This is a genomic window from Psychromonas sp. KJ10-2 (genome assembly GCF_047323255.1).
Classification (GTDB): Bacteria; Pseudomonadota; Gammaproteobacteria; order Enterobacterales; family Psychromonadaceae; genus Psychromonas.
Genome location: NZ_CP178827.1, coordinates 178,525 through 201,530, shown reverse-complemented (window position 1 = coordinate 201,530; position 23,006 = coordinate 178,525). Strand labels below are relative to the sequence as shown.

General features: G+C 37.8%; 19 protein-coding genes and 2 pseudogenes. 15 read left to right on the top strand and 6 right to left on the bottom strand.

Annotated elements, in window-relative coordinates; translation table 11 throughout:
* Positions 1–73: 73 nt before the first annotated feature.
* The 3 genes and pseudogenes from ACLKL2_RS00935 to proQ form a co-directional block, all read right to left on the bottom strand.
* Positions 74–1,735, bottom strand: a pseudogene (locus ACLKL2_RS00935) (AMP-binding protein).
* Positions 1,736–1,803: 68 nt separating this feature from the next.
* Positions 1,804–3,798 carry a carboxy terminal-processing peptidase gene (gene prc / locus ACLKL2_RS00930; RefSeq protein WP_413693024.1) on the bottom strand — a complete coding sequence of 665 codons (1,995 nt, stop codon included), beginning with the start codon at positions 3,796–3,798 and terminating at the stop codon, positions 1,804–1,806.
* Between the two features lie 12 nt (positions 3,799–3,810).
* A complete protein-coding gene (gene proQ, locus ACLKL2_RS00925) occupies positions 3,811–4,440 on the bottom strand; it encodes an RNA chaperone ProQ (protein WP_413693023.1) in 630 nt (209 codons plus the stop codon).
* 266 nt (positions 4,441–4,706) lie between these two features.
* On the opposite strand from proQ, the gene yegQ reads away from it, so the two are divergent.
* The 14 genes and pseudogenes from yegQ (at position 4,707) to ACLKL2_RS00855 (ending at position 19,036) form a co-directional block, all read left to right on the top strand.
* The gene (yegQ, locus tag ACLKL2_RS00920; protein ID WP_413693022.1) at positions 4,707–6,050 is read left to right on the top strand and encodes a tRNA 5-hydroxyuridine modification protein YegQ; all 1,344 of its coding nucleotides are present in this window, start codon (positions 4,707–4,709) and stop codon (positions 6,048–6,050) included.
* A 1-nt stretch (position 6,051) separates the two neighbouring features.
* The gene (locus ACLKL2_RS00915) at positions 6,052–6,300 is read left to right on the top strand and encodes a YfhL family 4Fe-4S dicluster ferredoxin (RefSeq protein ID WP_113819374.1); all 249 of its coding nucleotides are present in this window, start codon (positions 6,052–6,054) and stop codon (positions 6,298–6,300) included.
* A 2-nt stretch (positions 6,301–6,302) separates the two neighbouring features.
* The gene (locus ACLKL2_RS00910) at positions 6,303–7,631 is read left to right on the top strand and encodes an MATE family efflux transporter (RefSeq protein ID WP_413693021.1); all 1,329 of its coding nucleotides are present in this window, start codon (positions 6,303–6,305) and stop codon (positions 7,629–7,631) included.
* Positions 7,632–7,755: 124 nt separating this feature from the next.
* The gene (locus tag ACLKL2_RS00905) at positions 7,756–9,360 is read left to right on the top strand and encodes an ABC transporter substrate-binding protein (RefSeq protein ID WP_413693020.1); all 1,605 of its coding nucleotides are present in this window, start codon (positions 7,756–7,758) and stop codon (positions 9,358–9,360) included.
* Between the two features lies 1 nt (position 9,361).
* Complete coding sequence (locus tag ACLKL2_RS00900; protein WP_413693019.1) at positions 9,362–9,955, top strand: hypothetical protein; 594 nt, start codon at positions 9,362–9,364, stop codon at positions 9,953–9,955.
* Positions 9,952–10,335, top strand: a complete 384-nt coding sequence (locus ACLKL2_RS00895; protein WP_413693018.1) for an ABC transporter permease subunit — start codon at positions 9,952–9,954, stop codon at positions 10,333–10,335. Before ACLKL2_RS00900 ends, ACLKL2_RS00895 begins: the two co-directional genes overlap by 4 nt.
* Positions 10,325–11,215: an ABC transporter permease subunit gene (locus tag ACLKL2_RS00890; protein ID WP_413693017.1), complete on the top strand. Its 891-nt coding sequence runs from the start codon at positions 10,325–10,327 to the stop codon at positions 11,213–11,215. The genes ACLKL2_RS00895 and ACLKL2_RS00890 overlap by 11 nt, the downstream gene beginning before the upstream one ends.
* Entirely contained in the window at positions 11,215–12,225 is a 1,011-nt protein-coding gene (locus ACLKL2_RS00885) for an oligopeptide/dipeptide ABC transporter ATP-binding protein (protein WP_413693016.1), read from the top strand. The genes ACLKL2_RS00890 and ACLKL2_RS00885 overlap by 1 nt, the downstream gene beginning before the upstream one ends.
* A gap of 2 nt (positions 12,226–12,227) precedes the next feature.
* Positions 12,228–13,007, top strand: coding sequence for an ATP-binding cassette domain-containing protein (locus ACLKL2_RS00880; protein WP_113819368.1), 780 nt, complete (start codon positions 12,228–12,230; stop codon positions 13,005–13,007).
* 376 nt (positions 13,008–13,383) lie between these two features.
* Positions 13,384–15,222 carry an EAL domain-containing protein gene (locus ACLKL2_RS00875; RefSeq protein ID WP_113819367.1) on the top strand — a complete coding sequence of 613 codons (1,839 nt, stop codon included), beginning with the start codon at positions 13,384–13,386 and terminating at the stop codon, positions 15,220–15,222.
* 103 nt (positions 15,223–15,325) lie between these two features.
* A pseudogene (gene ttcA / locus ACLKL2_RS00870) lies at positions 15,326–16,254 on the top strand (tRNA 2-thiocytidine(32) synthetase TtcA).
* 173 nt (positions 16,255–16,427) lie between these two features.
* Positions 16,428–17,180 carry a triose-phosphate isomerase gene (gene tpiA, locus ACLKL2_RS00865; protein WP_113819365.1) on the top strand — a complete coding sequence of 251 codons (753 nt, stop codon included), beginning with the start codon at positions 16,428–16,430 and terminating at the stop codon, positions 17,178–17,180.
* 500 nt (positions 17,181–17,680) lie between these two features.
* Positions 17,681–18,337, top strand: coding sequence for a Bax inhibitor-1/YccA family protein (locus ACLKL2_RS00860; RefSeq protein ID WP_113819363.1), 657 nt, complete (start codon positions 17,681–17,683; stop codon positions 18,335–18,337).
* A gap of 96 nt (positions 18,338–18,433) precedes the next feature.
* Complete coding sequence (locus ACLKL2_RS00855; RefSeq protein ID WP_413693015.1) at positions 18,434–19,036, top strand: arylesterase; 603 nt, start codon at positions 18,434–18,436, stop codon at positions 19,034–19,036.
* A gap of 32 nt (positions 19,037–19,068) precedes the next feature.
* On the opposite strand, the gene lolE is transcribed toward ACLKL2_RS00855, so the two are convergent.
* From lolE to ACLKL2_RS00840, 3 genes are read right to left on the bottom strand one after another with little or no spacing between them, the layout of a single operon-like run.
* On the bottom strand, positions 19,069–20,310 hold the full coding sequence (gene lolE, locus ACLKL2_RS00850) for a lipoprotein-releasing ABC transporter permease subunit LolE (protein WP_413693014.1): 1,242 nt from the start codon (positions 20,308–20,310) through the stop codon (positions 19,069–19,071).
* Positions 20,310–20,993 carry a lipoprotein-releasing ABC transporter ATP-binding protein LolD gene (gene lolD, locus ACLKL2_RS00845; protein WP_413693013.1) on the bottom strand — a complete coding sequence of 228 codons (684 nt, stop codon included), beginning with the start codon at positions 20,991–20,993 and terminating at the stop codon, positions 20,310–20,312. The genes lolE and lolD overlap by 1 nt, the downstream gene beginning before the upstream one ends.
* Entirely contained in the window at positions 20,986–22,212 is a 1,227-nt protein-coding gene (locus tag ACLKL2_RS00840) for a lipoprotein-releasing ABC transporter permease subunit (protein ID WP_413693012.1), read from the bottom strand. Before ACLKL2_RS00840 ends, lolD begins: the two co-directional genes overlap by 8 nt.
* A gap of 204 nt (positions 22,213–22,416) precedes the next feature.
* On the opposite strand from ACLKL2_RS00840, the gene ACLKL2_RS00835 reads away from it, so the two are divergent.
* A complete protein-coding gene (locus tag ACLKL2_RS00835; protein WP_413693011.1) occupies positions 22,417–22,974 on the top strand; it encodes a PilZ domain-containing protein in 558 nt (185 codons plus the stop codon).
* Positions 22,975–23,006: the final 32 nt, after the last annotated feature.

The following is a 23,006-nucleotide window of genomic DNA, read 5'->3' as shown; positions in this document are numbered from 1 at the left end:
CTCTTCTAATAAAGATAAGCCTGTTATATACAATAATCGATATTAATTATTCGCTTATTTATTATCATGAGTATTATGGCTTTTGTTTTAATAGACGCCTTAATACTTTACCTACATTATTTTTAGGTAAGTTATCCACTATTTTTATAGTTTTAGGCTGTTTATAACCCGTTAAATAATCACGACAATGGGATTTTATGGCATCAACCGATATTTGTAGATCATTGATCACAACAAATAATATAACCACTTCATTGCCATCCTTATCTTTTTCGCCAACCACTGCAGCTTCAAAAACCCCTCTAATTTCAGTACAGTTTCTTCAATCTCATTAGGATAGACATTAAAACCAGACACTAAAATCATGTCCTTTTTACGGTCAACGATACGCAATAGTCCCTCATTATCGAACAATCCAATATCACCCGTTTTAAACCAACCTTGATCAAAAGCAGAGGCAGTTTCGGTAGCATTATTCCAATATTCAGTCATGACTTGCGGGCCTTTGACTTGCACTTCACCTGCGCAGTTCTGTTGTTCAACAGCCTCACCATACTGGTCTATCAAACGTATATCCGTACTTGGCATAGGTAGACCTACTGCACCAGTATGTTTAGGAGAGTTATACGCATTAACACTCACGATAGCTGCTGTTTCAGTTAACCCATAACCTTCAATAACCGTATTACCTGTAATACGCTTCCAATCCGCTGCTACCTTCTGTTGTGTAGCCATGCCTCCGGCCACCGTAAATTTAAGAGACGAAAAGTCTACCTTGCCTATTTTAGGATGATTAAGTAATGCCCTATACAAGGTATTAACACCGGTAATGAAAGTAAATTTATTATTACTTAAGTACTTAACAAAAGCGCCAACATCACGTGGATTTTCAATCAGTAAGTTTGTATCACCTCTTTTAAGGAAAAATAAACAATTAACACTCAATGCAAAGGCATGAAATAATGGTAATGCAGTAACCATCATCTCTTTACCTTGCGTTAATCCCAGCCCAAAGGTCTCCTCAGCTTGAGCAAGCACCGCAGCTATATTGCAGTGGCTCATACTCGCGCCTTTTGAAATACCTGTCGTTCCACCTGTATATTGAATAAAAGCGATATCATTAATACTGATCATTGGACGGGTATATTGATAGTTAGCCCCTATTTTTAATGCAGCATGGTAATCGCAAGTGTTACTTAGTGTAAACTTAGGCACCATGCGTTTAATATGAGCCACCGTAAAGTTAACGACTTTTCGTTTCAATAATGGCAATCCATCACCAATTTTGGTCAGTACGACGTGTTCAATATTCGTTTCTTGAATAATACTTTGTAGGGTATGAGCAAAGTTCTCAGCAATAAAAATAGCCTTTGCACCGGAGTCATTTAACTGATGCTTTAGTTCAAAAGGTGTGTATAAAGGATTTACAGTAACAACGATTAACCCCGCCCTTAATATACCGAGTAAGGTGATCGGATATTGTAATAAGTTAGGCATCATCAAAGCGACACGGTCACCTTTTTTTAACCTAGTTGCATGCTGTAAATAGCTAGCTATATGGCGAGATTTTTCCTCTAAATCAGAAAAAGTTAATTCATGCCCCATATTAATGAAGGCAGTATGGTTAGGGTGGCGATCAAATATATCTTCCACCATATCAACTAAGTTGATTAACGTACTTTCATTAATTTCAGCACTGACGCCAGGGGTATTTATTAAGCCAAGGCTTATACATGAGTCATTCCTACAGACATAAAAAAGCCGACTAAACAGTCGGCTTTTAAAATTATTTTTAAACCGACATTACATGTTGGCATAATCCAAAGTGATATGTCCTGCTTCAATCAAAAATGCGTCCAAAGGTTCAAAGTCATCGGGTACATCATCTAATGATTTAACCGTTTTAAGACCTGCACGTTTTAGGCGCTCATTAGTGCGAATAAGATTTTTAGCTTTATTCTTTTCACGTTCAGCAACACGCTCTTTTTCCATTAAAGAAACACTCTTATCATCTTTTTCAAGTTGATACTCTTTAATATCTTCAGCTAAATAAGTGAACTCTACTTCTTTTTTAATACGTTGTTGATGTTCTTGTTCTAATGTATCTATCGCTTTTTGTAGATCACCTACTTTACTGTATTTAGCCGATTTAATATTGTCCCAAGGTAAAGCATTTTTCGCTAAACTTTCACCTGTATCTTTAGGATCGATAGCTGTTGGGAATGCAATATCAGGCACTACACCTTTGTTTTGTGTGCTGCCACCGTTGATTCGGTAGAATTTCGCGATAGTGTATTGTACTGAACCAACTGCATCTTGGTCAGTATCATAGTAGCGAGCGATACGACGATGTTGCTGCACCGTCCCTTTCCCGTAGCTTTGCTCACCAATAATAATTGCGCGACCGTAATCTTGTAACGCCGCAGCAAAGATCTCAGAAGCTGAGGCACTATTACGATTAATTAAAATAGTAAGTGGTCCGTCGTAGGAGACATCTTCATCATCATCAAATTGTACGGAAATCTCTTGACGACTATCTCTCACTTGTACAACAGGCCCGGTTTTAATAAATAGACCTGTTAATAAAGTTGCTTCACTTAACGCACCACCACCGTTATTACGAAGGTCAATCACGATGCCTTTAACATCTTTCTTAGCTAACGATGCTAATTCACGTTCAACATCTTTACTTAAGTTGATGTAAAAACTTGGAATAGTGATCACACCGATATTTTTACCGTCAATCACTTCAACAGAAGATTTAGCTTCTCTATCTTCAAGGTGAATCTCTTCACGAACAATCTTGATAACTTTATTTACGTCACCTGTTTTGCCCGATAATATTTGTAGTTGAACCGTGGTGCCTTTTGGTCCTTTGATCAACTCTACTATGTCATCTAAACGCCAGCCAACAACATCTACGATTTTCTCACCTTCTTGGCCAACACCAATAATTTTATCGTCTTTTGCTAATAGTTTAGATTTTTCAGCCGGACCGCCTGGTACAAGACTACGCACGATAGTGTAATCATCTTCAAGCTGAAGCACTGCGCCAATCCCTTCTAATGACAGGTTCATTTCCATTTTGAAACGTTCTGCATTACGTGGTGATAAGTAACTTGTGTGTGGCTCAATAGTGTAAGCATATGCATTCATGAAAGTTTGGAATACATCTTCGCTTTCAGTTTGCGTTAGGTATTTTAATGAGTAGTTATAACGTTTAGTTAATAACGTTTTAATTTCAGGCCACTCTTTACCAGATAGTTTTAATGTTAATGCATCAGACTTAACACGAGCTTGCCATAACGCATCTAATTCATTTTTATCTTTTGGCCAATCTGCATCAGTACGATCATATTGATAAGATTGCTCTGTATCAAAAGTGATCTCTTTATCCAATAAAGAAAGTGCGTAGGTAAAACGTTCGAATCGACGAGTTAGATTTAACTGGTAAATTGCGTAGATAGAATCTAACTGACCAAACTTCAAATTATCATCGAAGCTATATTGGTAAGCTTTCATCTCATCGATATCACTTTGCATAAAGATTTGTTTATTAAAATCTAATTGCTCAATGTAACGATCAAAGACTTTTTTTGATAATTCATCATTAAGAGGAATATATTTGTAATGAGAGCGACTGAATAAGTCACTCACTCTTTTCGCCACTTTTGCATGTTGAGATTCTTGATGAAGCTGTGGAATCTCGTCTAGTGTTGTACTATCAGAGGCGGCAAAGGTGACCCCAACAAAACATAACTGGGATAAAATTAATACATGACGAAAGAGTTTTTTCATTAAAAAGACCTTTTATACGATTAAATGCTTAGCTTTCACTTTCACAACCATTCCTGAATCTAGTTGCACTTGAACTTCTTCTTTTAAGATTTCTACTACTGTAGCAGAGACGGGAGACTTACCTAGCAAGACTTTGACTGGCTGAGACACTTTTAGTTCATTGTGATTAGCTTCTTTGTATTGGCTTAAATCAATCTCAGGTTTTTTAGCGGCTTTTTTTGGTGCTTCTTTTTTACGGTTTGGAATAGCCACTTTTTTAGTTGCACGATTTGGCGTTTTAGCCGCATCGTTTTTCTTTTTATTTGCGAATGCTTTTTCTTTACTTTCTTTTAGTGACTGTTGAGCATGATCAGCATGTTCTTGTGATACTTCATCACCTTCAACACCGTCTAAATCAACACGCTTAGCACCTGCTTTAACGCAGTGTAGGTAGCGCCAGCTCATTGTGTATTGACGTAATGCACCACGTAATTGTGTTTTGCTTACACGAGGTTCATCTTCTAAACGAGCCGCTAATTCTTGAAATACACCAATTTTTAATGGTTTTGCAGACTCAGATGCAGCAATAAAACAAGCTGGAAACTGTTCTGTTAAGAAGGCAATGATTTGTTTGTTATTTGTAAACTTTTCTGTGTTTTCCATGTAAAACCTAATATTTAAAAACGATGTTGAAAGATAGCCAGAGTAAATCTCTGATTATCATTAAGAAAATTATTCAGTAGTATAATGATGCGTTTATTAAATGTGAAACGAATTATCGCTCTAGCCGCTTATTCCAGCTAATTTAATGATATTTATTATGAATAGTTAATGTTTATCCACTTCTTCTACCCCTTTTTTGTAAAAACAAGTAGAATCTCCACATTATTTATAAGTTATTTTGTTTGATTTTTAACCTAGAGGGACCGATGAAACCTGAACTATTATCGCCAGCAGGCTCTTTAAAAAACATGCGTTACGCTTTTGCATATGGTGCAGATGCAGTTTACGCCGGTCAACCCCGTTACTCTTTACGTGTTCGTAATAATGAATTTAATCTTGAAAAATTACAAATTGGTATTAACGAAGCACATGCTCAAGGTAAAAAATTATACGTTGTATGTAACATACAACCACATAACTCTAAATTAAAAACCTTTATTCGCGATATGAAACCTGTGGTTGATTTAAAACCAGATGCATTGATCATGTCTGATCCAGGTTTAATCATGATGGTACGTGAAGTATTCCCTGATATGCCAATCCATTTAAGTGTGCAGGCTAACGCAGTAAATTGGGCGACGGTTAAATTCTGGTATAAACAAGGAATTGAACGTGTGATCCTATCTCGTGAGCTTTCACTGGATGAAATTGAAGATATCCGTTTTCACTGTCCAGAGATAGAAATAGAAGTATTTGTACATGGCGCGTTATGTATGGCCTATTCAGGCCGCTGCCTATTATCAGGCTACATCAATAAACGAGATCCGAACCAAGGAACTTGTACTAACTCTTGTCGCTGGAAATACGATGCCCATGAAGCAACACAAAATGAAACCGGCGATGTAGTCGCGATTCAAGCTGTTGAACCCACTTTAGGAGAAGGTCAACCTACGGATCAAATGTTCCTTCTACAGGATCAAGGCCGCCCTGGTGAATATATGCCTGCTTATGAAGATGAGCATGGTACTTACATTATGAACTCTAAAGATTTGCGTGCGATTCAACATGTTGAGCGCTTATTAAAGATGGGCGTACACTCTTTAAAAATTGAAGGCCGTACCAAAAGTTTTTATTACTGCGCACGTACCGCACAAATTTATCGTAAAGCCATGGATGATGCGATTGCCGGTAAACCTTTTGACCCTTCATTAATGTCATCCTTAGAAAATTTAGCACACCGTGGATACACTGAAGGTTTTTTAAGCCGACACACACATGATAAATATCAAAATTACGATTTTGGTTATTCTATGAGTGAGACTCAACAATTTGTTGGTGAGATAATCGGTCGTGATAATAATGGTTTGGCTGAAGTGAACGTTAAAAACAAATTCTTAGTGGGTGATAAGTTAGAATTAATGACACCGCAGGGTAATATCAACTTTAAGCTTGAAGCATTGCAAAACCGTAAAGGCGAACTAGTAGATGTTGCACCAGGCTCTGGTCACACGTTATTTATGCCGATCCCTAAAGAGATAGATTTAAACCATGGTTTATTAATGCGTAACTTAACTCAGGGTAATGATACCCGTCAGCCGCACAGTAAATAATATGGCATTATTAATCGAAGAAACGTGTATCAACTGCGATATGTGTGATCCCGAGTGTCCTAACGAAGCGATCACGTTTGGCGCAGAGATATACGAAATCAATCCCGATTTGTGTACCGAATGCGTGGGCTTTTATGAAAAGGCAACCTGTGTTGCAGTTTGTCCAATAAATTGCATTATTACTGACCCACAGCATATTGAGACACAAGAGCAATTACTTGATAAATTTGCAAATTTACATGTTAGTTAAGCATGCCCTTAACCGCTAAATTTACACAGGGTGATATCTCCCATCACATTATAAAAATGGCACTGACCAACGTAGTTGGGTTAAGTGTCTTTTTTATTGTGGATTTAATCGATATCTACTTCATCAGTTTATTAAAACAGCCGCATTTACTTTCTGCCATTGCTTACGCAGCTGCTATTTTATTTTTTACCACCTCTTTTACCATTGCCATGATGATTGCTAACTCTGCAGTTGTTGCACGGCAAATTGGCCAAAAACAATATCAATCCGCTCAACATAGCGCAATGGCCAGTTATTTGATCACTATTATTATCAGTCTCCTATTAAGTCTCTTAGTGTTTTGTAACGCTAAAATGTTACTACAAATGATCGGCGCCGAAGGCCTAGTTTTAGAGGCCGCTTATGACTACCTTACTATTACTATTATCACCTTCCCAATCGTTGCATTGGGTATGCAAGCTATTGCCACTTTACGCGCTTTAGGTAAGGCAAAAGTCGCTATGCTCTGTACCCTTTCAGCCGGTGTAGTGAATCTATTATTAGATCCACTTTTTATATTTTATTTTGATTTAGATATTAAAGGCGCAGCATTTGCGTCGTTACTTGCACGCGCTACTATGGTTGGGTTAGCTATCTATTATCTGTTCACTAAAGCAAACTTTATTCCTCAAATAGATATCCAGCGAATTAAACATGCCATGCCTGATATCACTAAGGTCGCGATTCCTGTCTGTATTACCCAGTTATCCACACCACTTACCCATCTATATGTGACTTATGAGATTGCAAAATTAGGCACAGATATCGTTGCAGCATGGGCAGTAATCAGTCGTTTAATCCCTGTGATATTCATGATCCTATTTGCTATGCCAGGTGCGATTGGACCTATCATCAGTCAAAATATGGGAGCACAACAATTTGCTCGCGTTAAATCAACCCTAAACCACGCCTTAAACTTTATTATTCGTTATGTTTTAGTAGTGGCTTTACTACTTTCCTTTGCTCAAGAGTGGGTGGTGATGTTGTTTAATGCTAAAGGGGAAACGGCTAGTTTATTGCGTTTTTTCTGCCAATATATCTGCATTAGTTTTATTTTTGTGGCGATGAACCTGGTTGCCATGTCCTTTTTGAATAATGTTGGGCACCCAAAACTAGCCACCTTACTTAATATTGGAAAAATGACACTAGGCACTATCCCTTTTGTAAGTATCGGTGCTTATTATTACGGCGCAAATGGCATACTTGTTGGGCAAGCACTAGGCAGCGTTAGCTTTGCTTTGATAGCAATTATATTGTGCTATCAAATTCAACGTAAGTTAGATTATAATTAGCTGATATCAGTGAGATTGATTTTAGTAAATAATTGAATTAACTTATTAAATATTAAGTTACCCTGATATTGTTTATCCTATACCGATGAGCACTATAATTATCATAATGGAATAAAATAATGCTATGCGTTTAATTTGCTTATTGTCTTTGATTGCTACCCTAAGTGGTTGTTACCAAAACAAAACATTAACACAAAATACGCTTATCTATTGTACTGATAGTCAACCGACATCATTCAATCCGCAAATAAGTGACGACATAGCCAGTTTAGATGCCACTACACATCAATTGTTTAGTCGTTTGGTAAAAATAGATCCTAATACCAATGAGTTTATTCCCGATTTAGCCACCAGTTGGCAACAAAGTGAAGATAAACTGCGCTATCGTTTTACTTTGCGTGAGAATGTGAGCTTTCATCAAACCGATTATTTTACCCCTAGCCGTTATTTTAATGCTGACGATGTACTGTTTAGCTTTAATCGTATGTTTGATCATCAGCACCCTTACCATATTATCAACAACAAAACGGTGAATTATTTCTATAACCACCCTTTCACTGAATTATTATCTTCTATTAACAAAATTGATGATCACACCGTTGAGTTTGTTTTATCAAAACCAGATGTGACATTACTTGCTAATCTAGCTGCGCACTATGCAGTCATACATTCGGCGGAATATGCAGAGCAACTAATGACACAAGGTCAACCAGAACAGATCGACTTTAAACCTATCGGCACAGGGCCATTCTCTTTTAAAAATTATGATAGTAATGGCACCATTCGTTATCAAAAAAATCAGCAGTATTGGCACTCATTGGGTAATATAGACGACCTTATCTTCTTCACTAATCCCAGTGCAACTAAACGTTATGCAAAGCTCTTATCAGGTGAATGTGATGCAATCTCTTACCCTGCAGCGAGTCAATTAGAGACCATTAGCCAAAATAAAAATATTAGCTTAAATAGCAAATCAACAGCTAATATCTCCTTACTTGCATTTAATACTAAAGCTGAAAAAGTCGCAGCGCCTCAAATCCGACGCGCATTAGCTAAAGCAATCGATACAGAGACTATTTTACAAGCCGTCTATTTTCAGAGCGCAACACAAACCGACACGCTATTAAGTAAGCAGTCATGGGCATTAAAACCACGCTTTAATGAGACACTATTTAATCCAGAACAAGCTAAAAAAGAGTTAATCACTGCACAATATGATTTTTCTCAAACGCTACAGATAGTATTGCCCGATGGCGCTAATGTATTTAACCCAAACTTCCATAAAACAGCGGAATTAGTTCAAGCTAATTTATTAGCCATTGGTGTACAAAGTAAGATTGTCAGCGTGAACGATAATGGTTTACAGGAGCATCTCAACAGCGGTAATTACGATATATACCTAACTGGGATTAATGTCCATATAAAAGACCCTGACAGCATTTTTAGGCCACTATTGAGCTGTCACTCAACCCCAGAAACAGGTAATACTAGTTACTGGTGTGATGCAAAAACACAAGCGTTACTGGATAAATCATTAACTGAGAGTAACTTTGCTCAACGCATTAGAAATTATTACCAAATACAAGACCAAATCCAAGTGCAAAGACCTTATCTGCCCATCGCACATGTTTTAAGATTAGATGCAATTGCTAAAACAATTTTAAACGTAGAAGTTAATCCATTAACCGGTATTAACTTCCAAAATGCCATTAAACAAGATCTGAATTAATATGCTGTCATTCTTAATAAGACGTTTAAATCTATTAGTCATCACGGCGTTTATTTTAACGATACTCGCCTTTGCCATTGATCGTACCATTTTAATACATCACCAAACGAAAGCACCTATCGCGCAAGACTATATTCTTCAATATTTTGCTTATTTATGGGATCTATTAAGTGCAAATATTGGTCACTCTGCATTAGACCATCAACCATTATTACAACGAGGTTTAACCTTCTTTGCTTCAACTTTAGAACTGTGTTTTGTTGCACTATTGTTCTCATCGATCATCGCCATTCCATTGGGCTTATTAGCAGGATTATTCCGTAATACTAAATTAGATTACGCGATCATGACTATCGCTATTATAGGATTAGCCTTGCCGGTATTTTGGGTCGGTGTGATGGCCGGATTATTACCAAGTGTATGGGGGGATATATTACCCGTGGATGGTAATATGAGTTTAGTTTACGACGTACCAGTAGTCACTGGGTTTTTATTAATAGATACCTTATTTGTTACCCCGCAATATGGCCTGTTTGCATTTTTTGACCGCGTTGCACACTTAATATTACCTGCGGCGGTATTGTCCTTCTTTTGATTGCTGAAATTGTCCGTTTAACACGTCACTCAATGACCATGGTGATGCGCAGTAATTACATTCAAACCGCTTATGCTAAAGGTTTCTCTCGTACCAAAATTGTATTTGTACATGCTTTAAATAACGCCCTGCCGCCAATTATTCCGCAGCTACGATTACAACTCAGCACCATACTCTCTTTTGCCATGACCATTGAGATTGTATTTAATTTAAACGGTATAGGCACCTGGCTCTACAACTCCTTAAAATCAGGAGATTATCACGCGTTACCTGCTGGCATGTTAATTATCACTGGGTTTATTTTAATATTTAGTATTGCTATTGAAATCATGATGGTGATTATTAGCCCGATTAGAAGAGGTTCGTTATATGCTAATTAATAACGGCTTTAATGAAGATAAAATTCAATCGCCACTGCGTTATATTTGGTCTATTTTTAAGAGCAAAAGCATTGCAGTATTGGCTATGTGGGCCATTGTCATTTTAATTTTTATCTCACTATTTGCATCCTGGATAGTACCTCACTCACCATTATTACAAGATCCTGAACAAATGTTGTTACCACCTTATTGGGTTGAAGGTGGCACGATTGACCATGTGTTGGGCACTGATGAACTAGGTCGCGATACCCTATCTCGCTTGTTTCATGGTGTGCAATATACTTTAGGCGGCGCGTTAATCATTACCTTTTTCGTTTCTCTTATTGGTATGACGATTGGTGCGGGTGCGGCCTTAACAAAAGGGGTAAAAGCCAGTATTTTACATCATCTATTGGATGCCCTATTAGCTATCCCGTCATTACTATCTGCGCTGATATTAATTACTTTTTTTGGCCCGAGTTATATCAACTGTTTGATCGCCATTGCACTGTCTTTATTACCACAGTTTATTAGAGCCAGCTTTTTAGCCATAGAACAAGAGTTAAATAAACAATATATTATTGCTTTACAACTAGATGGGGCTGCAAAAACGCGATTATTTAGATATGGTATTTTACCTAACATTCTTGAGCCTACTATTACTATCTTAAACCGTCTATTTACTATGGCGATTATAGAGATCGCAACTTTAGGGTTTTTAGGCTTTGGGGCGCAATTACCGCAAACAGAACTAGGAGCCTTAATCGCCAATAGCATGGAGTTAATTTATTTATCACCTTGGTTAGTGGCTTTTCCTGGTCTGGCTATCTTTATTATCATCATTATCGTCAATGTCTTTGCAGAAGGTTTACGTCACGCAGTGATCGAGGGGGAAGAATAATGGCTTTATTAGATATTAGAAACCTCAGTATTGATATCGAAACTGCTCAAGGCAAGATTCGTGTGATTGACAAAGCAACATTGAATATTGTTGATGGCTCGATTCATGGCTTAATCGGTGAATCAGGTTCAGGAAAAACCTTAATAGCGAAAGCAATTTTAGGTTTGCACAGCAGTAACTGGACCGTTACTGCTGACCGTATGTTCCTGGATAAAACCGATCTCACTAAGCTTTCTGTCAAAGAGCGACGGAATATACTAGGCACTGAAATATCAGTGATCTTTCAAGAGCCAAGTTCTTACTTAGACCCAAGTCAACGAATACGTAAACAGATAGAATCGGTATTGCCTAAAAAAACTTGGCAACAACGTTTTAGACCAATTCTCAGTAAAATTAAGCGGGTCAGTGTGCCTTCAAGGCGCTTACAAATAAAAGAGCTATTGCATAAAGTAGGTATACAGAATGATGTCGCGGTATTAAAAAGTTTTCCACATCAATTGTCTGAGGGTGTTTGCCAAAAGGTGATGATAGCGATGGCGATTGCCAATAATCCACGATTGATCATTGCCGATGAACCGACAACGGCCATGGAGGCTGTGACACAATCGCAAATATATCGTTTGTTATATAAACTTAATCAATTGAACAACACAACGCTATTAATTTTGAGTAACAACTTTGCCAATACCAGCAGTATTTCTGATTACATGACCCTAGTCTATTGCGGGCAGAGTGTAGAGTCAGGCTCCTATAAACAGATTATGGGCTCAGCAATGCACCCTTATACACAAGCGATGCTTAGAACCATGATTAATAATGAAGAGTTTCATGAGCATAAAGCACAGCTTTATACCTTACCGGGTAATATTCCCTCATCAAACCAACTACCTATCGGTTGTCGACTCGGTCCAAGGTGTCCTAAGGCTCAAAAGATATGCGTTAAGAATCCAACCTTAACCATAAAAAAAGGTCATAGTTACCGTTGCCATTACCCTAGTAAATTGAGTTAGTTATGTCGTCATTATTGAAAGTAACCGATCTATGTAAAAGCTTTAAGCAACCCTATGGTCTTTTTAGTAGTCGCGAAAAAGTAGCCTTTGGACCAGTGAGTTTTACTTTAGAAAAAGGTGAAACGTTAGCCGTGGTTGGCGAAAGTGGATCAGGAAAAAGTGCATTAGTACGAACCATTGCAGGTGTACTCAAGGCAAGCTCTGGTGATATCTATATCAATGGCGAATCTATTTGTACATTAAGTTCCCATAAACGCTGCGTAGCAGTGCGTATGATATTCCAAGATCCAAGCAGTTCACTGAACCCTAAGATGACAGTGGGAAAAATACTTAACGCGCCTATTGAGTTAAATACTAACCTAGATGCTAAACAACGTTATCAACGTATTTTAGATACATTAAAATTAGTGGGTCTATTGCCCGATTACTTAGCTTTTTATCCCGAAATGTTATCGGGTATGCAGAAGCATCAGGTGGCTATCGCTCGGGCGATGATCCTAAATCCAGATATTATTTTAGTGGATGAAATCTTAACCACTTTGGATATTTCTCTTCGCTTTAAAATTGTTAATCTATTATTAAAAATTCAACAAGCAAAAGGCCTTAGTTACATATTTGTTGCTCATAATATGCACCTTGTAAAGCATATGAGTGACCAAATTATGGTGTTACATCAAGGAAAAATTGTCGAAAAAGGGCCTGCTGAAGAGGTCTGTGAACGCCCACAACATGAACAAACTAAATATTTACTCTTAACTCACCAACCTGATTACCGTAAATAATCACAAATCTGAACAGTTGCATTCTTTAAACAATTAAAAGGCAGTTACCCTGTTACTGCCGTTTCTATACTCGCAATGACCCCTTACCCCCTTTAATAGCATCTATCATAGTCATTTCAGTCTCTTTAGGTGTTAAAACGACCAAGGTTCAAATAACCCAATTGATGTAACAATTAATCAACAAAAAACTAAATAATGATTTAAAATTGCTATATAATTAAAAAATTAATTATTAATCATATCATTGTTGGAATGTGATGCTGTTCATCCATTCTCTTATTCGAATCAAGTATATGCAGCAAATAGTCATTTTAAGCCTATACTTAATCGTAAAGAAAATGAGTATTTCAATAGGTAAGACCAAAGGAGTTGAAAGATGAACAACCTTGGACGGAATTTTTGGGTATCTAATTTTCTTATTATATTGATCATTATTGCATTAGTGTTTGTTATTAAAGCTTTATTTAACCCAATCCTCTCCAAACAACAGCAGCAATACGGTCTAGATAAGCGACTTGCAGTGTTAAATGACATCACCTCTGAAGCAGATTTAAAACATAAAATCGAAATCAATAATTTTAGTTATATTAAGGTAACCAATGACCGTTTATCGGCACCACTGACCTACATAGAGCAAAAAGAAGCGCAATTATTCCGTAAAATATTACCTATCTCTCCCTCGACACAACACTCTATTTCTACAAACCAAGTTATTGAATACTCAGTCAAAAATTTGGAATACTCTACGCTATATCAACATATCATCTTGTTAATTGTAGCGGCTTTAGTGATCACTACCCTGTTCTGCAACCTACTTTATTTAACCTTGTTTAGAAAAAATGAACAGTTATTGATTGAAGAAACACTAGATGACAGTGATGTAAAATCTATCTTTACCATAGCGGCTAAGGCAATTAAGCAAAAAATCAGGAACTTAAAGTCTGATGTTTCTGATAAAGAGATGAGAATAAACAAGTTAAGCAATCAGGCCAATCGAGACAGTCTCACTGAGTTAAATAATCGTCATGCTTTTCGCTCTGAACTAACTGAGCTATTATCCAGTGACAACAACCAAGATCATGCCATCTTATCTGTGATTAGAATTTTCGAATTATCAACGGTTAATGCCAGTCGCGGTTTTCAACAAGGTGATCACTACTTACTTAATGTTGCCAAAATTATTAAGCAAGTTGCATTAAATTATGCCAACACACAGGTTTTCCGTATTAGTGGGTCAGACTTTGCCGTTATTGCACATAACATGACCACTACTGATGCACACAAATTCAGTGATGAATTAAAATTTAAATTTGACCAATACCAGGCCACCCATAACCTTGAAAGTGTAGCTTTTAATGGCATGACGCGAGTTTCAGCTAAACAGTTACCAGAGCATGTGTTAGCAAGAGCTGATATTGCCCTTGCCAAAGCACAAATAGCTGGACCCAATGCATGGGCGCTTGAAGAGCACAGTGAGTTCCAATTAGGAGAGCAACATTGGCGAGCCGTGATCAACGAAGTGATTGAGAAACGCTCATTTACTTTTTTACAGCAGCCGGTGCAAGCTATTCATCGTAATATGAAAGGGTATCAAGAGATTTATACCCGCTTTTTAGGCGAAAACGATAACATCATTCCAGCCAGTACTATTTTCTCAATGGCACAACGCATCGATATGATTGTGAAACTTGAGCAATTAATTATTGAACGCACTATTGCCAATTACCGACAAAAAAGTGATTTTAATACGCATTGGGGCATTAACGTCAGTTATGCCTGTATCCAAAACAGCGCCTTTCTTATTTGGTTAGAACGTTTGCTCTTAAAAGAGTCTGATATTGCCGGTTCATTAGTATTTGAAGTGCATGAAAAGCCGCTAGATAACCACCTTACCGCCAGCAAACGCTTTTTTGACATGTTAAAACGTGCAGGCAGTCGATCTGCCATCTGTCGATTCGGTAAAGGTATCTGTTCATTCCGTCTGTTTAAAGAGTTAAAACCTGACTACATTAAGATTGACTCTAGTTTAATTGTGGATATCGAACATGACAGCACTAACCAGCAATTTATTCGCATGATCATAGATGTTGCTCATCGCATGGAATGTCAAGTAGTCGCCGAAGGGATTGAACGACTTGAGCAAAAACATATCCTAGAGCATATGTATATTGATGGCATACAAGGTTTCTTAATTGCTCGCCCTACCCCACTATAAAGGCTAAAACACAAAGGGCGAATAGTCAGTTCAGTCCTTTACATCTACACTTCTCTTTTTATACAATGCGCGTGCTTTTAACTCTCCCTAAACAAGGCTTACAATGACGCAGCAACTTTCAGAAAAAGAACAATTTAAACTCAAAAAATTAAACAAAGTGTTGCGTAGACAAACGGGGCAAGCGATCGCAGATTACAACATGATTGAAGATGGCGATAAGGTCATGGTTTGTGTATCGGGCGGAAAGGATAGCTACACACTTTTAGAGATGCTGAGTCAGCTTAAGGCCGTTGCGCCAATTAACTTTGATATCATCGCCGTTAACTTAGACCAAAAGCAACCAGGCTTCCCTGAACACATCCTACCTGAATACCTATCTAAATTAGGTGTTGATTACAAAATTGTCGAGCAAGATACTTATAGCATAGTCACAGAAAAGTTAGAGCCAGGCAAAACTACCTGTAGCCTATGTTCTCGTTTACGCCGAGGCATCCTATATAATACCGCAAAAGAAATTGGTGCAACAAAAATTGCTTTAGGGCATCACCGTGACGATATGCTCGCTACTATGATGCTTAACCTATTTTTGCAGGAAAAATGAAATCAATGCCAGCAAAATTAGTCTCGGACAATGGAGAACATGTTGTGATCCGACCTCTGGCTTATTGTAAAGAGAAAGATATTGAAGCCTTTGCAACATTACAGAAGTTCCCAATCATTCCTTGTAATCTATGTGGTTCTCAACCTAATTTACAACGCAAATTAACTGAAGAGATGCTCAGTGAGTGGGATCAAAAATTTCCAGGCCGCTTAGAAACCATGTTTACCGCAATGCAGAATGTGGTGCCATCGCATTTAGCAGACACTGCGCTATTTGACTTTAAGTCGATTAATAATCAATCTGGCGTGATTGATGGTGGCGATATTGCCTTTGATAAAGAGTCCTTCTCTAATCCGACTCACAGTGAAGAAAATACAGACAATGAGTTCTATCAACAGCAACCCGCAGTGCAATTTACCCAAGTAAACTAAGACTTTATTGATTGAACACAATAAAAATGGGAGTTTCAGTCAAGCCTTACTTGTATTTACAGTTGATAACAGATAATTTACTGGGATAGAATCACAAAATGGTAAGTGAAGTGATTTTTAATTACCAAAATGTCTGAAAAGCATACAATTTTAATAAACTAACGGAGTTAAACATGAGAACACCTCTTGTAATGGGTAACTGGAAACTGAACGGTACTAAAGAGTCAGTTGCAACATTAATCAAAGGTATTGAAGGCGCAGCTGATGCAGCGAGCAATGTTGAAGTTGCAGTATGCCCACCGGCTATCTTCATTGAGCAAGTTGCTAACTTAACAGCAAACAACAGCATTGAATTTGGTGGTCAAGATGTAAGCACAAACGTTTCTGGCGCATTCACAGGTGAAACGTCACCAGTAATGGTTAAAGAGTTTGGTGCTAAGTACAGCTTAGTTGGTCACTCTGAGCGTCGTCAATACCACAACGAAACAGATGCAGTTGTTGCAGCTAAATTTGTTGCTATTCAAGAAAATGGTCTAGTACCTGTTCTTTGTATCGGTGAGACACTAGAAGAGCGTGAAACTGATAAAACTTTTGCTGTTGTTGAAGCACAACTAAAAGCAGTAATCGACGTTGCTGGTATTGCTGCAATTGAAAACTCAGTAATCGCATATGAGCCAGTATGGGCTATCGGTACAGGTAAAGTTGCAACTTCTGAGCAAGCACAAGAAGTTCATGCACATATCCGTTCATGGTTAAATGCACAAAGCGAAGTAGTAGCTGAGAAAGTACAAATCCTTTACGGCGGTAGTGTTAAAGCAAACAGTGCAAAAGAGCTATTCGCTCAAGCTGATATCGACGGTGGTTTAGTTGGTGGTGCTGCACTAATCATTGAAGAATTTGTTGGTATCATCGAAGGCGCTAAATAAGCCCTTTCTAAATACTAATACTATCAAGGCACTTCGGTGCCTTTTTTATGACTCCTCAACAATATTTCTAGTATTGTCATTGGCTTACTACCCTCTTCACCATAACTGAATCCTGTAGCAACCCCATCAATTAACTGTTCTGAATTACCTGTTAAAATAATTGCAGCCTTAGTTAAATATTTAATCAATAGGACCTTAATACCAATCACACTAAGTAACTGAACAATTTTTATTTGTTAAAATAACTTATTACTTCGCTGTAATTTTCGTAAATAGAACAATTGTTTAACTTAAATTACGCCTTGAACTAAGTCATTTTTCCTGCGCAAAATTGTGATCACTTATTTAATATCATTGTTATTACCACAAACACTATATTTTTTATAATTACTATTACCTTGCTCACACTCTGTTAACTAAATTGATACGAAAATACTACACATGCTAAATCCAAGTGTTATGATGTTTATTAATTATTATTTAATCAACTGGAGTAAATTATGAATTCTTCAATTAACACTCATACTGGTAGTGCTGGAGTTTCAATCAATAAAGTATTAAAAAATACTTATATGTTGTTAGGCATGACACTTGCGTTTAGTGCAGTAACTGCAACTATTGCAACAATGGCAGGCATTGGTCCAATGATGTCATTAGTATTAATGCTAGTTGGCTTCGGTTTGTTGTTTGTTGTTTCAAAAACAGCTGACTCAAGTAAAGGTCTTTTCTGGGTATTTATGTTTACTGGTGTGATGGGTGCATCACTGGGTAATATGTTAAATCACTACCTGGCAATGGCTAACGGTCCTGCACTTATCATGCAAGCATTAGGTACAACAGCGATTATCTTCTTTGCTTTATCTGCATATGTACTAACTACACGTAAAGACTTCTCATTCATGGGCGGCTTCTTAATGGCTGGTATGATTGCTGTCGTGGTGGCAATGATTGCTAACATCTTCCTACAAATTCCATTAATGCAATTAGTGATCAGCAGTGTTGTGGTTATGATCATGTCAGGATTAATACTGGTTGATACAAGCCGTATTATCAATGGCGGTGAAACAAACTACATTCGTGCAACGGTTTCATTATACTTAAACATCTTTAATATCTTTGTTCACCTATTGAGCATCCTAGGTATTTTAGACGATTAATAAAACTAAGAATGACGATAGCGCACTTTTTAGTGCGCTTTTTTTGCCTACAATTTATATTCATCATTGACCCCTTGCTATTGCCGAGCCAAACCCATGAAAATATACCTTTGTTTATTGTTTATTACCCTACTAACGGCCTGTAGCGATTCCGTCACGTTAACTCCCCTTAACCAGCAACAACCTATCCTAGCTTTTGGTGATAGCTTAACCTCTGGGCGTGGCGCTGAAAAACAGCAAAGTTACCCAGTACAATTAGGTTTGTTATTAGATAAGCAAGTTATCAATGCAGGTGTGAATGGAGAAACCAGTCAACAAGGGCTTAAACGTTTACTTAAACTATTAGACCAATACCAACCGCAATTATTGATCCTTTGCCATGGTGGTAACGATATTTTACAAAATAGAAATTTAGATAAGATGCAGGACAATCTAGCACAGATGATAGAGATGGCACAGAATAGAGGCATTGAAGTGGTGTTATTATCAGTACCAGAAGCGAGTATCTTTTTACCTGATATTGAGCAGTACCAGACATTAGCTAAAAAATATCAGATTCCACTTGGCAATGACATTATGCGGGATGTATTAAAGAAACCTGCTTTGCACAGCGATACTGTACATCCAAATGCACAAGGATACCGACTCATTGCACAGGGAGTGTATGACTTACTAGCAGCGTACGGTGCGTTAGATTAACGCACCTTATCTCGTATTAAGCGAGTGAGAGTTTAATGGCTATAACCTAACTCTTTAGCTGGCTCAATATTACTCGCAGTCCAGGCTGGATAAATCGTCGCCACTACACTCATTACAAAAGCGACGACAGTGATCACCAGTACCTGTTGATAATCGATTTGTGAAGGTAAGTAATCGATAAAATAGATATCACCCGATAAGAACTTACGGCCAATTAAACTTTCAATCGCAGCAAAAATACCGCTTAAATTTAACGATAGGTAAATCCCTAATAACCCACCAAATAAACTGCCCATCAAACCATTGAACGCACCTTGCACTATGAAAATAGCACGTAATGACCATTTATTAGCGCCCATGGTTTTTAAGATAGCAATATCACCTCGTTTCTCATTCACCGCCATCACTAAAGTTGATACGATATTAAAGCAAGCAACCGCAACCACTAACAATAAAATCACATACATTAATGACTTAACCATTTGAATATCTTGATATAAGTAACCTTGACTAGTGATCCAGCTTTTCACATACATATAAACAGGAATGTTATAAGCCACTTCACGTACTAAGGTTTGTGCTTGTAATACATCATCCACTTTAAAAGCGATGCCCGTTGCATGCTGTACATTCAAAATCTGTTTGGCTTTATTGATATGAATAAAGCCTAAGGTGGTATCAACTTGACCACCCATTTTAAAAGTCCCAGTGAGTGTAAATGCAAATTTGCGTGGGGCCTTTAATTTAACAGAGCTAGGTTGAGGTAATAATAAAGTCACCGTATCACCCACAGCGAGATTAAGCTGTTTAGCCACGGGCTCACCCAAGATAATACTATTATCCGCAGTGGATAATAGCTCCCAACCTCCTTGCTTAATATACTTCTCAACGGCAGTTACTTGCGTTTCAGTGTCAGGATCTATTGCACGCATTTGCAGTGCTTTCATATGTATATTATTTTGCAACAAAGCATTCATCACAATATAAGGGCTTGCACCTGCTATACCAGGATGTTCTCTGACTTGGGATAAAATTGCTTTCTCATTTTTGAAATCGCCCTCTACCACCTCTAGTTCCGCATGAGGAATGACCGACAGTAGTTGATCTCTTAGGGCTTTTTCAAAACCATTCATGGTAGAAAGGCCAACAATTAATACTGCCACCCCTAAAATAATGCCAAAAATAGAGGCCATTGAGATAAACGACACAAATTTGTTTTTGTGCTTGGCTTTGCTATAACGTAAACCAACAAATAACGATAAAGGTCTAAACATTATTGCGTATCCTGTAAGATGCCGTTACTCATATACAACTGTCGGTCTAACTTATTAGCCAACTGTTGATCATGCGTGACCACAATAAAAGCGGTGCCCAACTCGGCATTTAACTCTTTTAACAATTGATAGACAGACTCAGCACTTTTTGCATCTAAGTTACCGGTTGGTTCATCGGCTAACACCAAAGACGGTTTGTTAATCAATGCTCTTGCAATAGCAACACGTTGTCTTTCACCACCAGAAAGCTCTGAAGGACGATGAGCAACACGCTCACTTAAACCGACACGGGTTAATAACTCTAAGGCTTTTTGTTGTGCAACTTTAATCGGCTCACCAGCAATCAACAACGGCATGGCAACATTCTCTAACGCTGTAAATTCAGATAACAAATGATGAAACTGATAAACAAAACCTAACTCTTGATTACGCCATTTTGCTTGCTGTTTTGCTGATAACTTATGAATGTTTTTACCATTAAAAATAACTTCACCCGTTGAAGGTGCATCCAGAGCACCTAATAAATGCAATAAAGTACTTTTACCTGACCCTGATGTCCCAACAATTGCTAATAACTCACCTGGCTCAACGGCCAAGCTAACACCTTGCAACACTGACGTAGCTAAACGCCCTTCTTGGTATACTTTGCTTAAATCCTGACAAACTACTATTGAATTACTCATATCTTAATGCCTCAACTGGGCTAACTTTACCGGCTCTGTAAGCTGGGTATAAAGTTGCTAATAAACTTAAAAACATTGCACCCAACATGATGGATACTATTTGGACAGGCTCATGTACAACGGGCAACAGACGTGTACCGCCAGACGCATTGGCTAATAGATGCAACCCTAAAAAAGACATGATTTCATTAATATACGTACTTAATAACAAGCCTAATCCAGTGCCAATTAATGCCCCAACAATGCCACTAAATGCACCTTGAATAATAAAGATTAAATTAATGGTATTGGCGTTGATGCCTAGGGTTTTTAATATCGCCACTTCAGCACTTTTATCGGTCACCACCATCACAGAAGAAGATAGAATATTAAATGCAGCCACCGCAATAATTAAACAAAGCAGCAACCAGATCATATTCTTTTCCATTTTTACTGCTGCAAATAACTCACCGTGTGTACTGCGCCAATCAATGATCATCTCATCTTCTGCTAAAGCAGGCGGCGTCCAAGTCTCTACTGCAAAAGGTTCTGTGAAATAGAAGCGTAAGTCTGTTACCTGATCGGTTTGAATACGAATTAAACGAGCTGCATCTTCAGCACGCATCAAGACTAAGTATTTATCTACATCAGAGCCCACATCAAACATTCCAGCCACGGTAAAGTTTCGCTGGCTAGGCACCTGACCTAAAGGTGTATAACGCACACCTCGGGTTGAGGTAATTCTCACTTTATCACCAATGGTCACCCCCAACATACGCGCCAATTGGTCACCAATAATAATGTTATATTCACTCGCTACCAGTTTATCTAAACTGCCCACGACAATATTACTTTTAACCGTGTCACTGGCGTACTTATCAGGGTAAATACCCTCAATTTTAACGCCTTGCAATCCGGTCTTACTTTGTAAAATGCCTTCAGCATTGATCATAGGTTCAACATCAATGATTAAAGGATCAACGGGAAGTTGATCTATACGCTGTTGCCAATTCGTAATGGTGTTATCTTGGTTGGTTAATTTTGCTTGAGGAATTGAGCCTAAGATACGATCTTTTAATTCCGCTTCGAAGCCATTCATCACAGAAAGCACTGTGATCAACGCCAACACACCGAGAATAATGCCACCCGTGGAGAATAAAGAAACAAAGGACACAAATTGGTTATTACGCTTGGACTTGGTATAACGTAAACCAATGAAAACACTTAAAGGATAAAACATAGTTACCTTTTATAATAATTATCTAAGACAGATTGGATAAGATCAAGGCGCGCTAAAAGCACCGTTAATCTCACTAAATGTAGCCTTAACTTATTGATTACATTTTAATGCCGGTCATTCTAATGTATCTTTATTCGCTAAGACAGACAAAACTCCTAATATAAGGTGTTTCGCCACCACTTAATCACTGCTTGGTTTGTAGATATGAATAATAATGAATACTTTTTAGTAGAACACACACTTTCAATCAACTTAAAGTCAATTGATAAAACGCAGCTTCCTGCCAATCAACTGGCCTTTGAGCAAGAGATCCCAGGTCCATTTCGTATGGCCAGTGATTTAGCACAAGCCGACGCAAACATTCTCGCTCCGTTAAAGTTAAATAACGAAACCAGCAAAGCATTATGGCAATACTTACAAGCTCAAAATCAAAAAATAAATACTCTATTGAGCTATGTATTAACCCAGCAAGATGAAGAAAAATCACGTCATCAAAGTATAAAGTTTAGTGCTGGAAACTTAATCATAAAAAACAATAACACATTGAAAGAAGAAGATATTGTTAGGTTAAAAATATTTTTACCTGAAGAATCATCTGCCATTTATTGTTATGCTACGGTCAGCAAATTAAACGCCGAGCAGTGTACATTAACTTACACGCTTATTCGAGACCAAGATCGAGAGTTATTGATTCGAGCGAGTTTACATATACAATCTCAACAGCTAAAAGATAGAGCTAAATTACGTGAATCAAAGCAATAACCTGTACTAGGTTAAACTGATACCCTGACTCT